Consider the following 14,195-nt stretch of genomic DNA (forward strand, 5'->3'; position numbering starts at 1 on the left):
AAAAACAGCAGTGCAGAAGGGACGAGACCGCAAACGCTTTGTTCGCTTGACAGACATCATAGAAGGGTGGACGGCTGTGCCGTCCACGCGTTCAAACAACGATAGAATCATCCCGCGAGCGAGCACCGGCCGGTTGAACGCGTGGACGGGAAACCCGTCCACCCTACCAAAGTATCGTAGGGGCACTCCGTGCCCACCATCAGTTCTTGCAATTGCACGGCGGCGCTTCACCGCGATCGAACACGATCTTCCAGCGCCCCGGCGCCTCCAGCCGCCAGATCGAGTTGTAGCGGCCGACGACCTTGCCGGTCGCGTCGTAGACGGGCCCGCCGCTATAGGCCAGCGTGCCGGAATCGACCACTTCCACCTGCTCCGGCTCCCACGAGAACGGCGCACGGTCTCCCTCGTAGTACTTGCGCCACGCGTTGGCAACGCTCTCGCGCCCGCGCAGCGGTGTCGGCCCGGACAGGAAGATGGCCTCGTCGGCCAGGAAGGACGTGAACGCGGCGTGGTCGCGCGCCTTCATCGTGGCGGCGAACGCCCGTTCCGTGGCGGCGACCTGCTTCTTCAGCTCGTCGTTCGACGGCCGGGCGGCGCTCGCCATCGCCAGCATCAGCATGCTGATGCACATGACCCCAATCGACAGCAGACGCATCGCGCCCCCTTTCTCGTCGTTTGCGAGGATGATGGTTTGACAAGCGTTGAATTCTGGCACGGCAATACCGTTTATACAAGACACTTGCAATGCATCCGGAAGCGGAGTATATATAATCCAAAATCGGAGAACATCATGAACTTCGCCTACGCCTACCCCAAGAGCCGCTTCGAGCCGGCGACCCTCATCGACTTGTCCGCCCGCGCCGAGCGTGAACGGCTGTCGGAATCCGCCTTGAAGGGGTTTTTCCGCCTGGCCGGCGCGTGGCAGCTGCGCGACGAGGATGCGCGCGAACTGCTGGGCGGCCTGTCGTCCTCGTCGTTCTACGAATGGAAGAAAAATCCGGCGCGCGTGCTCGAAGTCGACCGCATCACGCGCATCTCCTATCTGCTCGGCATCTATAAGGCCCTGCACATCCTCTACGGCGACAAGCTCGCCGACGAATGGGTCCACCTGCCCAATACGAATCCCGTCTTCAACGGCCGCACGCCGCTCGCGTACATGCTCGGCGGCGGCCTGCTGGCGATGCAGACCGTGCGCCGCCTCCTCGATGCCCGCCGCGGAGGGCTGTGAGTGAAACTCGTCCCCCGCCTGACGGCGCTGCGGCAATTCGACACGTGCCGCCTGATCCCGTCCCGCTTCGCCGACCTCGAAGATTCCGTGCTGGCGCCGCTCGCCGACGGCGATGCCGTGCTGCGCGACCTGTTCGACCTCGACAACGCGACCAATGACCGCCTGCGCGGCGAGTGCGGGCTGCTGCCCGGCATCGGCGTGGACGAGCTCGTGTTCGGCGTGCCGAACTTCCGCATCATCAACGCCGCGTACACGTATGCGCGGCCGGAAGGCAGCCGCTTCAACGACGGCGACCGCGGCGCGTGGTATTGCGCGTTCGACGCCGAAACGGCGCTGGCCGAGGTGGCTTTCCACAAGGCCGTCGAATACCATGAAATCAACCGCTTCGACGACAGCGTCAGCTACCAGGCACTGCTGGCCGACTTCAACGCCCCCTTCCACGACCTGCGCGGCGCCGACACCTGGCAGGCCTCCCTCGACCCCGGCAGCTACGTCGCGTCGCAGGCGCTCGCGGCGGAGCTGCTGGACGCCGGCTCGATGGGCGTCATCTACCCGAGCGTGCGCCGGCCCGAGGGCACGAATCTCGCGTGCTTCCGCCCCGCACTCGTGGGCAATGTCCGCAAGGGCCATGCATATCGGTTAACATGGGCGGGTTCGCCGCTTCCCGCCGTCGAATCCCTCGATTGATGTAGAGAACATGAAAACCGATCCGCTGAAAGACAAAGAGCTGCACGACAAGATCAATAGCGAGACCGCCCGCGTGCGCTGGTCCGAACTCGAGCGCCATTTCGCCCATGGCGCCGTCGTCTATGTGAGCGAAGCGCTGGACATCGTCGAAGTCGCCCTGCGCGTGGCCCACGACGACAAGGACACCATCACCCGCTGGATGAACGAAGGCAAGGTCGCGAAAGTGTCGGACGTGCAGGCGCTTACGTGGCAGGCCTCAGACACATTGCTGTGGGCCTCCGTCGTCAGCCCGTTCGTGCTCGTGCAGCCGGAAAAGCACGCCGTTCACTGAGCCGACGCACAAGGAATGTGAAATTTATGTAAAATGTTGGCTTGGCGTTAAGTTCTTCAAGGCAACTGGATTTTAGGAAATGTATACCGTCCGAATCCGCTATACTGACGGTAATGAGGATGTATATGCAAAGCAACGTACAAGAAGACGACCCGATTCTGACGACGAGCGAAGTCGCGCGGCTGCTCGGCGTGGCGACAAGCACGGTGCAGATCTGGATGGAAAGCGGCGCGATCGAGTCGTGGAAGACCCCGGGCGGCCACCGCCGCACGCGCATGAGCCTCGTGCAGAGCCTGATGCATGGCGACGACGGCGCCCGCTCGACCCCGAATCCCAGCACGGACAAGGAATACCAGCCGGCGCTGCAGCCGGGCTATCCGGTCGGCGCCAACGAGCGCTCGCGCCTGGCCGCGCTCGCGGCGACGGGCCTCGTCGACACCGACACCGAACTGCGCTTCGACCGTCTCGTGCGCCTCGCATCGATCGTGACGGGCTCGCCGATCGCCCTCATCTCCCTGCTGACGTCGACCCGCCAATGGTTCAAGGCGCGTGTCGGGCTCGCCGCCCAGGAAACGCCGCGCGACTGGGCGTTCTGCTCGCACGCGATCCTCAAGAACGAGCTGTTCGTCGTCGAAGACGCCCTGGCGGACGAGCGCTTCCGCAACAATCCGCTCGTCCTGCAGGAACCGCATATCCGTTTCTATGCCGGCGTGCCCCTGCGCGACAAGTCCGGCCAGCCGCTCGGCACCTTGTGCGTGATCGACCGCGAACCGCGCCGCTTGCGCGCGGCCGAGGTACAAAGCCTCATCGACCTGGCGGAGATCGCCGCCGGCGAAATCCAGGCCACGGGCCGGAACCAGCGCGGCTGAGCCGCCTCATTTGCCTCCAGCGCCGGACAAGTCGACGGCGTACAACGCCGATCCCTTTCCTTGCCCGTCGTCCGCGCGCACCTGCGTGACGTTGACGAGACCCGCCTCGCGCGCGAGCGCCTGCAGGCCCGGCGGCGCGTGGAACACGACCGGCCCTGCCGTGTGCACGGGTGCGAAGCGCCAACTGCGCGCGGCGCCGTCGATGGCCCGCGTGAGCCGCGGATGGGCGCGGATCCAGGCGACGAGCACGTCGCGGTTCGTGTCCGGCGCGGCGATCACCGTGCGGCTGCCGTCCAGGCCGGGGAAGTTGCCGCCGCCGCTCGCCCGATAATTGTTCGTCGCGACGAGGAACGCCTGATCCGCGGCGATCGGCTTGCCCTGCCAGGTCAGATCGCGGATGCGCTTGCCCGGCGGCCGCGTCACGTCGATCTCGTAGCGCAGATCCGGGTCGGTGACGGTGTCGAAGTTATAGCTGGGGAAGCCGGCGTTGACGAGTTCCTGCGGCGCCGACTGGGCCGGGTCGATCGTGTTGAAGCGGCCCGCCGCCTTTTCCAGCCACGCCGCCAACCCTGCGCCATCGACCTTTACGGCGTACAGCGAATTCGGATACAAGTACAGGTCGGCCGCATTGTTCAGCGCCAGGCTGCCCGGCGGTACGTCCGTGTAATCGGCCGGGCCCGCGGCGCCCGCCTTGAATGCCGCCGACACGGACAGCACGGGCACGCCGGCATATTGCGGCAGGTTCGCCTTCACGTAGCGGCGGACGTAATCGGCCTGCGCCTCGTTGACGACCTGGATGGCCGACGGGTCGCCCACGTCCGCGAAATACGTCGCCATGCGGAACGCCGTGCTGCCGACGGGCGTCTGCACGTAGCGGGTCGTCGCCTCGTGCTCGGGCCGCACGAGGTCGAGCACGGCGGCATCGGGCGCGACATACGATTTGTCGGGCTGCTGCGTGGCGCGCGTCTCGACGACCGTGCGGTCACGATCGATGCGCCAGCCCGTGCCGTCGTGGCGCAGCTCGAAGCGGATCACACCGAGGTTCTTGCCCCATAAATTCGCCATCACCGCCGGCACGCCGAACACGGTGCCGCGCACTTTATCCACGTGCGGCAGGTCGAATTGCGCGACGGTGCTGGCCGGGTTCGGAAACAGCTGGTGCGCGTGGCCCAGCAGGAGCGCGTCGATGCCGGGCACCTGCGCCAGCCAGTAATTCCCGTTCTCCATCGTCGGCGAATACGGGCTCGCATCGAGGCCGCCGTGCGACAGCGCGACGACGATATCCGCCCCTTTCCGGCGCATCTCCGGGATGTAGCGGCGCGCCGTCTCGACGAGGCCCGCCGTGTAGGCGCGGCCTTCCAGCGCGCGCTTGTCCCACGCCATGATGGTCGGCGTCGTGAAGCCGATGATCCCGATTTTCACGGTCGCCGCCACGGGATTGCCGGCCGCGTCCTCGGCACGCACGCGCTTCTCGATGACGCGGTACGGCGCGAACAGCGGGGCGTGCGTCTTGACGCTGTAGACGTTGGCGAGCACGAGCGGGAAGCCGGGACCCGCGCACGCCTTCGCCGGGCGCACGGCGCCGGGCACGTCGAAGCGGCTGCCCGTCACTTGCGCGAGGTACGCGAGGCCGTAGTTGAAATCGTGGTTGCCGATGGTGCCGCCGTCGTAGCCCAGCCGTTTCATCGCCTTGTAGATGGCCGGCAGTTCGCCGCACGTCACGGGTGCGACGAGGCCCTGGTAATCGCCCAGCGCATTCCCCTGGATCGTGTCGCCGTCGTCGAGCAGCACGGCATTCGGGAACTCGCGCCGCGCCTGCGCGATCAACGTCGCCGTCCGGTCGAAACCCAGCGACGGGTCGGCCGCCAGCTTGTAGTAATCGTAGCCGACGGCGTTCGCATGGAGGTCCGTCGTCTCCAGGATGGCGAGCGTGGCGTGCGTGCCCTCGGGCACGGGCGCCGCGTACGCGACCGACATGCACGCAACGAGCGACACCAGGCGGAATGCGAAGGAAAGACGACGTTTCATGACTGGACGATCTGACAAGAATCATTGGCAACAGCGCTGCATCATAAATCACGGCCGTCCGGAGCGGCAAGACGCGTTCACGTACGCAAACCCGACCCCGTGCCGGCGCCGATGAATTCGTCGTGCCATAGGAAAAGTTGCCAAATGGTAAGATTATCGTGTTAATATCATATGATCGTTTCCAAAATGCAATAACATGACGCTCCGCAGACTCCTCTGTTCAGCCACCCTCCTCGTGACGCTGGCCCATCCGGCATTGTCACGCGCCACGCCCTCGCTGGACGACGTGACGAAGGAAGACTGGATCGAGGTCAGCAGCGCAAACTTCCGCGTGGTGACGGAGCAACCGGAGAAAGTCGCCCGGCAGATGGTCATCGATCTGGAAAATCTGCGCTATATCTCCAACCGTCTGCGCGGCGCGACGTCGTTGCCGGGGCCGCCGTTGACCATCGTGGCGGTGGGGCGGGACAATGCCGACGCGCTGCAGCTTCAGAAGGATTTCGAAGGCATTTTCCAGTTGTCGCGCAATGGCTATGCGGCCGTTGCCAAGGTATCGGATTCCTGGTTCCTGAGCGACCGGATCTCGAATTCACGCGCCGTATTCCTGCACGAATACCACCATTTTCTGCTGGCCTATTCCGAAGAAGCGACCGCCTACCCGTTCTGGTATAACGAAGGCATGTCGGAATACTGGTCGTCGATGCAGATCGAAGACGGGAAGGTATGGTTTGGCGACCATAGCCGCAACTACGGACGGGAGCGGGATCTCGTCAACCACTTCGGGAATATCAGCTTCGCGACGCGCTTCCTGTTCACCCGCACCGGCCTGAACGAGGGCGGTTCGGGGGTCGACAAGGAGGAAAATGCCCGGGTTTACAGCCGCGCACGCTTCGCGATCCATTATTTCAATTCCACGCCCGAATTGCGCCGGCAATTGGCCCACTACCTGCGTCTGTACAATATGGGATTGTCGCAGGACCAGGCGGTCCGCTTCGCTTTCCACCAGACCTACGATCAGCTCGACATGTCCTTGCGGGAATACGTCCTGACAGGTATGGCCAGGCGTGGTTTCGACATCGGGCCGGACGGGCTGGATCTGCCGAAGTTCGCTGCGAAAGTCCGCCCCATCGACCGTGCGGCCGCGATTGCCGTGCTTGCCGACGTCATCCCCCGTTTTGTCCCGTCGGGCAGCTTGGCCACCAAGGAACTGGTCGCCATCAACCTCGCCGCCAACCCGAACGCCCCGGACGCGCACGCACTCGCCCTCGAGCTTACGCTCGGCCATATCACTGTGCGCGAAGCACTGGACAAGGTCGCCGCGCTGGAACAACGCTTTCCGCACAACGCACGCCTGCTCGGGCTGCATGCCGACATCCTGGCGGGCGCCGCGATCAAATTCCGCGCAACCGGCGCCAAGGGATGGGAAACGAACGTCGCACAGGCGCGCGACCTCTATCGCCAGTCGATCGCAGCCAGCGCGTTCAATCCGCGCGCGTATTCCGGTCTTGGCGCACTGTACGCCGCCGTGCCGGAAGCGGGGCCGATCGACGAAGGCATCGCCGCGCTGGATACGGCGACGATCTACGAAAGAAGCCCGGCATTGTTCCGTGCTCTTGCCGACTTCAATCTGCGCAAGAACGACCTGCGCCATGCACTCCTGAGCATCCGGAGCGCCGTTGCATTCAATACCAAAGAACAACGCCCATACGATGTCCTGCTTCTGGAAAACCTCGAACTGCTGGCGGACTTGACCCAGTCGAGTCCGATGCCAACAGGCCTGCGGTTCAAGAGCGGCGCGACCTATACCGGACCGGTGCGCGACGGCAAGCCGGAAGGCAACGGCACGTGGCAGCGCCCGGAAGGTTCGTCCTATGAGGGCGAGTTCAAGGACGGTCTCCCATCGGGACACGGCACGCTCACGAGCGAGCGCGGCGACCAGTACGACGGCGACTTCGCGAACGGGTTTGCGTCCGGACGAGGCACGATGACGTTCGGGCCGGGCAAGATGACGTCCTACGCCGGCGACGTGCTCAACGCCACCCCGCAAGGCAAGGGTGTGCTGACGACACGCGCCGGCCGCCTGGCGGGGAACTTCCGCAACGGCGTAGCTTCCGCCGGCGGCAACTTCACGCCGGCGCCCGCCGGAGCGGAACCCGCCGACACCCGCGTGGCACGCAAGGCAACGTCGCCCGCCGATACGGCCGCCGGCGCCGCCGGCGGCGTCTCCCCGGCCAATGCCTGCAGGGACGCCTCGCCCCTCAAGCCGCTGTGGTGCAACGCCGTCGCCCACTGAAGGCCGGGCGCCCGCGCGGGCGCCGCCAAGGCCGGCGCGCACGCGCAAACGACCGGTACGCGCGCGTAGGGTATAATCGAGGGTTCGATTCAACCAACTCAATATTGCCAGAAGACCATGGAAGCTGAACGCATCAATGCCCTCTCCTCCCTGCTGAACGACCTGACCAGCCGTGAAGCCGAACTTCGGAGGTATCTTTGACTTCGACCGCAAAGCGGAGAAGTTAGAGCAGGTCAACCAGGAACTGGAAGACCCGGCCATCTGGAACGACCAGAAACGCGCCCAGGAGATGGGCCGCGAGAAGAAGGCGCTGGAAGGCGTCGTCCTCACCTTGGAAAAGGCGCGCGCCGATTTGTCGGACGCGTCCGACCTGTTCGAGATGGCCCGCGAAGAAGGCGATGACGCCACCATCGAGGCGGTCGAGGGCGACGCCGAGGAGATCAAGAAGGTCATCGAGGCGATGGAATTCCGTCGCATGTTCAGCAACCCGATGGACCACGCCAGCTGCTTCATCGACATCCAGGCCGGCGCAGGCGGCACCGAAGCCCAGGACTGGGCGTCGATGCTGATGCGCCAATACCTGCGCTATTGCGAGCGCAAGGGCTTCAAGGCCGAGGTGATGGAACTGTCCGAGGGCGAGGTCGCCGGCATCAAGACAGCCACGATCAAGGTCGAGGGCGAATACGCGTACGGCCACCTGCGCACGGAAACGGGCGTGCACCGCCTCGTGCGCAAGTCGCCGTTCGACTCCGCCAACGGCCGCCACACGTCGTTCTCGTCGATCTTCGTGTACCCGGAAGTGGACGAATCGATCGAAATCGAGATCAACCCGGCCGACGTGCGGATCGACACGTACCGCGCATCCGGCGCCGGCGGCCAGCACATCAACAAAACCGACTCCGCCGTGCGCCTGACGCACGCGCCGTCGGGCATCGTCGTGCAGTGCCAGAACGACCGCTCACAGCACCGCAACAAGGCCGAGGCCTTCGACATGCTGCGCGCCAAGCTGTTCGAACTGGAGCTGCGCAAGCGCATGGCCGAACAGCAGAAGCTGGAAGACTCGAAGACCGACGTGGGCTGGGGCCACCAGATCCGCTCGTACGTCCTCGACCAGTCGCGCATCAAGGACTTGCGTACGGGCTTCGAGACCGGCAACACGAAGAACGTGCTGGACGGCGACCTCGACGACTTCATCTCCGCCTCGCTCAAGCAGGGCGTGTAAGGCATGACGAAGCCCGCTTTCGTCTTCGACATGGACGGCACCATCGTCGACAACATGGCGTTCCATATGGAGTCGTGGCTCGCGTTCTTCGCGCGCCGCGGCAAGACGTACGACCCGGATGCGTTCTTCCGCGAGACGGCCGGCGCGCAGGCGCGCGAGATCATGCGCGAGCGCCTCGGCGCCGACCTCCCGGACGACGAGATCGCCGTGCTGGCGCAGGAAAAGGACGTGCTGTACCGCGAGATGTACGCCCCGCACCGCCGCGCGATCCAGGGCTTCGAGGATTTCGTCGCGCGCGCCCGCGCGGACGGCGTGAAACTGGCGGTGGCGACGTCCGCCCCGCCCGCGAACATCGTCTTCACGCTCGATGAGCTGGACCTGCGCCGCCACTTCGACGCCGTCGTCGGCGCAGCCGACGTCGCGCGCGGTAAGCCGCATCCGGACGTGTTCCTGAAAGCGGCCGAGAAGCTGGGCGTTGCGCCTGCCGACTGCATCGTGTTCGAAGACGCGCCGATGGGCGTGGAAGCGGCGCGGCGCGCGGGCATGAAGGCCGTCGTCATCACCACCACGCTGCCCGCCGACGCGTTCCGCGAATTCGACAACGTCGTGCGCATCGTCGCCCACTATGACGAGCTGGACGTAGGCGAGCTGCTCGGCACCCCGTAATTCCAAAACCAGACCGATACTGACATGAGCACCGAGAACCAAGAACAACAGAACAACGAGCCGTCGACGAACCTGGCGGCCGAAGACAACAAGATCATCGCCGAGCGCCGCGTGAAACTGGCCGCGATCCGCGAAAAAGGCATCGCCTTCCCGAACGACTTCGTCCCGCAGCACAAGGCGGCCGACCTCGTCGAGCAGTTCGGCGGCTGGACGCGCGAACAACTGGAAGCGGAACCGCAGGCCGTCGTGCTGGCGGGCCGCATGATGCTCAAGCGCGAAGCAGGCAAGAAGGCCGCCTTCGCCACCTTGCAGGACGCATCGGGTCCGCGCGCCGACGGCCGCATCCAGATCTACGTCACCCTCGACAACACGGGCGAGGAAGCGATGGAAGCGCTGCGCCACTACGACCTGGGCGACATCCTCGGCGTCGAGGGCACGCTGTTCAAGACGAAGACGGACGAGCTGACCGTGAAGGTCACCACGCTGCGCCTGATCACGAAGGCACTGCGTCCGCTGCCGGACAAATTCCACGGCCTCGCCGACCAGGAAACGAAGTACCGCCAGCGCTACGTCGACCTGATCATGAACGAAGAGACGCGCCGCACGTTCAAGGCGCGCACGGCCGCGATCTCGTCGATCCGCCGGTTCATGCAGGACCACGGCTTCATGGAAGTCGAGACGCCGATGCTGCACCCGATCCCGGGCGGCGCCGCCGCGAAGCCGTTCATCACGCATCACAACGCGCTGGACATGCAGATGTTCCTGCGCATCGCGCCGGAGCTGTACCTGAAGCGCCTCGTCGTCGGCGGCTTCGACCGCGTGTTCGAGATCAACCGTAACTTCCGCAACGAGGGCGTGTCGATCCGCCACAATCCGGAATTCACGATGATGGAGTTCTACGCCGCGTGGACCGACTACAAGTGGCTGATGGACTTCACGGAAGCCGTCATCCGCCAGGCCGCCATCGACGCGCACGGCACCGCGGAACTGACGTACGGCGGCCGCGCGCTGGACCTCTCCAAGCCGTTCCACCGCCTGACGATCGTCCAGGCCATCAACAAGTTCGCGCCGCACTACACGGACGCGCAACTGCACGACATGGATTTCCTGAAGGCGGAACTGGCGAAGTTCGGCGTCAAGCCGCATGCCATCTCGGGCCTGGGCGCGCTGCAGCTGTCGCTGTTCGAAGAGACGGCGGAAGCGCAGCTGTGGGAACCGACGTTCATCATCGACTACCCGGTCGAAGTGTCGCCGCTCGCGCGCGCGTCGGACTCGCGCGAAGGCATCACGGAACGCTTCGAGCTGTTCATGGTGGGCCGCGAGATCGCCAACGGCTTCTCCGAGCTGAACGATCCGGAAGACCAGTCGGCGCGCTTCCTGGCGCAGGTCGAAGCGAAGCAGGCCGGCGATGAAGAGGCGATGTACTACGACGCCGACTACATCCGCGCGCTGGAATACGGCATGCCCCCGACCGGTGGCTGCGGCATCGGTATCGACCGCCTCATGATGATCATCACCGATTCGCCGAACATCCGCGACGTGCTGCTGTTCCCGCACCTGCGCAAGGAAGATTAAGCGTCACGCATCACGAAAAAAGGCGCGGACGATTCGTCGTCCGCGCCTTTTTTATTTGTGGTGTTAGCGTTGCGCGTAGGGTAGACGGGTCCCCCGTCCACGCGTTCAAACACCCTCTGAACCGCCGCACGAGTGTTCCCGCGCCGATTGAACGCGTGGACGGCGAGCCGTCCACCCTACCGGACGACGCGATAGCAGGGAACGTACTCCTTGCCTGGCAACTTCATGCGGCTCTGTTCCACGAACGACTGCAGCAGCGCATCCATCGGCGCCATGATCTCGTTCTCGCCGTGGATCTCGAACTTGCCGAACTGCTCGATGGCGCGGATGCCCTCTTCCTTCACGTTGCCCGCGACGACGCCCGAGAACGCGCGACGCAAATTCGCCGCCAGCAGGTGCGTTTCCTGGTTCTTGTGCAGCGACAGATTGCGCATGTTCTCGTGCGTGGGACGGAACGGCTTCTGGAATTCCGGGTCGATGCGCAAGCCCCAGTTGAAGTAGTACGCGTCGCTGCGCGACTTGCGGAATTCGCGTACCTGCCGGATCCCCGTCTGCATCTCGCGCGCGACGGCGTCCGGGTCGTCGATGATGATCTTGTAGCGGCTGCGCGCGTCCTCGCCCAGGGTGAGGCCGATGAAGTGGTCGATCTGCTCGAAGTATTCGCGCGCGGTCGCCGGCCCCGTGAACACGAGCGGGAAAGGCACCTCCGCGTTCTCCGGGTGCAGTAGGATCCCGAGGATGTACAGGATCTCTTCCGCCGTGCCGGCGCCGCCCGGGAACACGACGATGCCGTGACCCGTGCGCACGAACGCTTCCAGGCGCTTCTCGATGTCCGGCATGATCACGAGGTCGTTGACGATCGGGTTCGGCGATTCGGCGGCGATGATGCCCGGCTCCGAGATGCCGAGGTAGCGGCCGCCCTGCAGGCGCTGCTTCGCATGTCCGATGGTGGCGCCCTTCATCGGGCCCTTCATCGCGCCCGGACCGCAGCCCGTGCAGATATCGAGTTCGCGCAAGCCCAGTTGGTAACCCACGTGCTTCGAGTAGTTGTATTCGACCCGGTTGATCGAGTGGCCGCCCCAGCACACGACGAGGTTCGGATTGCGCTGGGGCTGGATCACGTTGGCGTTGCGCAGGATGTGGAACACGGCGTCCGTGATGCCTTCCGGGCGCGTGAGGTCGAAGCGCGGATTGTCCGTCACTTCGAAATTCACGTAGACGATGTCGCGCAGGACCGAGAACAGGTGCTCGTGGATACCCTTGATCATTTTGCCGTCGACGAAGGCGTGGGCGGGCGCGCCGCGGATATCGAGCTTGATGCCCCGTTCGCGCTGGATGATCTTGATGTCGAAATCCTTGTACCGCTCGAGCAGTTCCTTGCCGTCGTCGATCGAGCTGCCGGAGTTCAGGACCGCCAGCGCGCATTTGCGGAAGATCTGGTACAGGCCACCCTGGCTCGTATCGAGGAGCTTGGCCACTTCGGCCTTCGACAGGACTTCCAGACGTCCTTCCGGTGAAATCAGCGTATCGACAACGTCGTAATTCATGGTGTATTCCTTTTCTCTGCTGTAAATCGGTGTGACTGTTGCTCCAATATACGACAACTCACCCGACTTTGTGACCCCCATTTCGTTTATGCCGATTCCGCATATGGCAGAGTTGTAAAAAGCTGGCCCCATATGCACGATTTCCACTAAAATGCGTCGCTGGAACGCCACCCTTACCCAGGGCGGACGTGTCCCGAAAAAGCAATCATTCTTATAAAGATTAGGGGAGGAACCGCATGAGCGGTGCAGCTACTACCACTACCGCGGAACCGAGGGCGGTACCGGAATTCAAGCAGATCATGGGGCACCCGGCGCCGCTGTGGATGCTGTTCATGACGGAATTCTGGGAACGTTTCGCTTTCTATGGCATCCGTTGGGCCCTCGTGCTCTACATCGTCGCCCAGTTCTACGGCGGCAGCGGCGAGGGCCAGGCCGACGCCAACCTGACCTACGGCTCCTACCTCGCCCTCGTCTACGCGGGTGCCGTGTTCGGCGGCTACATCGCCGACCGCGTCATCGGCTACCAGCGTTCCATCCTCGTCGGCGCATCGTTCATGGTGCTCGGCCTCTTCGCGATCACGATCCCGAATCCCGACATCTTCAAGATGGGCCTTGCGACGATCATCGTCGGCAACGGCATGTTCAAGCCGAACATCTCGGCGATGGTCGGCCAGCTGTACGGCATCGCCGACCAGCGCCGCGACTCCGGCTTCACCATCTTCTACATGGGCATCAACGGCGGCGGCTTCGTCGCCCCGATCCTCACCGGCCTGCTCGCACAGAGCATGGCGGGCAGCACCGGCGTCCCCGCGTACAAGGTCGTGTTCTTCGCGGCCGGCGTCGGCATGATCCTGTCGCTGATCTGGTTCCAGATCGGTCGCCGCATGCTGAAGGGCATCGGCGCCGCCACCGGCCCGCTCGCGAACCCCGTGCGCGTCATCGGCGTCGTCATCGGCTCGTTCATCGTCATCCCCGTCGTGTACTACGTCCTGAAGCTGGGCGCGGAAAAACTGCAGGGCGTGCTGTCGGTCCTCTTCATCATCCTCGCCATCATGCTGCTGGTGGAAGGCATCCGCGGTGGCGCCGTCGTGCGCGACAAGACGATCGCGATGCTCGTCATCTTCTTCTTCAACGTGATGTTCTGGTGCTTCTTCGAACAGGCGGGCAGCTCGTTCACGTTCCTGGCCGAGTACATCGTGCGCCGCGACTTTGGCGGCTGGGTCTTCCCGACCGGCTGGTTCCAGTCCGTCAATACGTTAGCCATCATCGTGATCGCCCCGATCGTCGCCGCCGTGTGGACCGCGATGGGCCGCAAGAACCCGTCGATCCCGCGCAAGTTCGGCCTCGGCCTGATCTTCAACGGCCTCGCGTTCCTGCTGTTGATGTTCGCGCTGCAGCACCTCGTCGGCACGGACAGCAAGATCCCGTTCTGGACCTTGTTCATGGTCTACGTGATCCAGTCCATCGGTGAACTGTGTCTGTCGCCGATCGGCCTGTCGATGGTGACCAAGCTCGCCCCCACCCGCCTCGTCGGCCTGGGCATGGGCGGCTGGTTCCTGTCGACCGGCATCGGCAACAACCTGTCCGGCATCTTCGCGTCGATCGTCTCGGGCGAAAAAGGCATGACCGTGGCATCGGCGCTGTCCGGCTACACGTTCGGCTTCTGGGCCCTGATCGGCGCCGGCGTGCTGCTGTTCCTGATCGCACCGCTGATCCAGAAACTGATGCACGGCGTGAAATGATCGCCCG

12 protein-coding genes are annotated in these 14,195 nt (G+C 64.3%); 9 read left to right on the forward strand and 3 right to left on the reverse strand.

All coding sequences use genetic code 11. The annotated features are described in order from the left end of the window. Positions 1–199: 199 nt before the first annotated feature. A complete protein-coding gene (locus NX784_RS24550; protein WP_258819310.1) occupies positions 200–655 on the reverse strand; it encodes a YybH family protein in 456 nt (151 codons plus the stop codon). A 135-nt stretch (positions 656–790) separates the two neighbouring features. On the opposite strand from NX784_RS24550, the gene NX784_RS24555 reads away from it, so the two are divergent. The 4 genes from NX784_RS24555 to NX784_RS24570 all read left to right on the forward strand — a co-directional run bounded on the left by NX784_RS24555 (position 791) and on the right by NX784_RS24570 (position 3,115). Continuing rightward, positions 791–1,228 (forward strand): MbcA/ParS/Xre antitoxin family protein, encoded by a 438-nt coding sequence (locus tag NX784_RS24555; RefSeq protein WP_258819311.1) that lies wholly within the window; start codon positions 791–793, stop codon positions 1,226–1,228. Then, entirely contained in the window at positions 1,229–1,915 is a 687-nt protein-coding gene (locus NX784_RS24560; RefSeq protein ID WP_258819312.1) for an RES family NAD+ phosphorylase, read from the forward strand. 10 nt (positions 1,916–1,925) lie between these two features. Continuing rightward, positions 1,926–2,246 (forward strand): DUF2288 domain-containing protein, encoded by a 321-nt coding sequence (locus NX784_RS24565; RefSeq protein WP_258819313.1) that lies wholly within the window; start codon positions 1,926–1,928, stop codon positions 2,244–2,246. Positions 2,247–2,371: 125 nt separating this feature from the next. Beyond that, positions 2,372–3,115, forward strand: a complete 744-nt coding sequence (locus tag NX784_RS24570) for a GAF domain-containing protein (RefSeq protein ID WP_258819314.1) — start codon at positions 2,372–2,374, stop codon at positions 3,113–3,115. A gap of 6 nt (positions 3,116–3,121) precedes the next feature. On the opposite strand, the gene NX784_RS24575 is transcribed toward NX784_RS24570, so the two are convergent. Then, positions 3,122–5,092 (reverse strand): bifunctional 2',3'-cyclic-nucleotide 2'-phosphodiesterase/3'-nucleotidase, encoded by a 1,971-nt coding sequence (locus tag NX784_RS24575; RefSeq protein ID WP_258819399.1) that lies wholly within the window; start codon positions 5,090–5,092, stop codon positions 3,122–3,124. Positions 5,093–5,339: 247 nt separating this feature from the next. Here NX784_RS24575 and NX784_RS24580 point away from each other — a divergent pair, with 247 nt between their 5' ends. From NX784_RS24580 to lysS, 4 genes are all read left to right on the forward strand, one after another. After that, entirely contained in the window at positions 5,340–7,436 is a 2,097-nt protein-coding gene (locus NX784_RS24580) for an MORN repeat-containing protein (RefSeq protein WP_258819315.1), read from the forward strand. Between the two features lie 117 nt (positions 7,437–7,553). Beyond that, positions 7,554–8,658, forward strand: a protein-coding gene (prfB, locus tag NX784_RS24585; protein ID WP_258819316.1) for a peptide chain release factor 2 whose coding sequence is annotated in 2 segments (ribosomal slippage) — positions 7,554–7,634 and positions 7,636–8,658 — 1,104 coding nt in all. Because the reading frame shifts where the segments join, the coding sequence is not laid out codon by codon here. Positions 8,659–8,661: 3 nt separating this feature from the next. Next, positions 8,662–9,324 carry an HAD family hydrolase gene (locus NX784_RS24590; RefSeq protein WP_258819317.1) on the forward strand — a complete coding sequence of 221 codons (663 nt, stop codon included), beginning with the start codon at positions 8,662–8,664 and terminating at the stop codon, positions 9,322–9,324. 24 nt (positions 9,325–9,348) lie between these two features. Next, on the forward strand, positions 9,349–10,899 hold the full coding sequence (gene lysS, locus NX784_RS24595) for a lysine--tRNA ligase (protein WP_258819318.1): 1,551 nt from the start codon (positions 9,349–9,351) through the stop codon (positions 10,897–10,899). A gap of 176 nt (positions 10,900–11,075) precedes the next feature. Here lysS and ppnN read toward each other — a convergent pair whose 3' ends face one another. Next, on the reverse strand, positions 11,076–12,446 hold the full coding sequence (gene ppnN, locus NX784_RS24600; protein WP_258819319.1) for a nucleotide 5'-monophosphate nucleosidase PpnN: 1,371 nt from the start codon (positions 12,444–12,446) through the stop codon (positions 11,076–11,078). A 236-nt stretch (positions 12,447–12,682) separates the two neighbouring features. On the opposite strand from ppnN, the gene NX784_RS24605 reads away from it, so the two are divergent. After that, on the forward strand, positions 12,683–14,188 hold the full coding sequence (locus NX784_RS24605; RefSeq protein WP_258819320.1) for a peptide MFS transporter: 1,506 nt from the start codon (positions 12,683–12,685) through the stop codon (positions 14,186–14,188). Positions 14,189–14,195 lie beyond the last annotated feature (7 nt).

This window comes from Massilia pinisoli, from assembly GCF_024753285.1.
Lineage (GTDB): Bacteria > Pseudomonadota > Gammaproteobacteria > Burkholderiales > Burkholderiaceae_D > Telluria > Telluria pinisoli.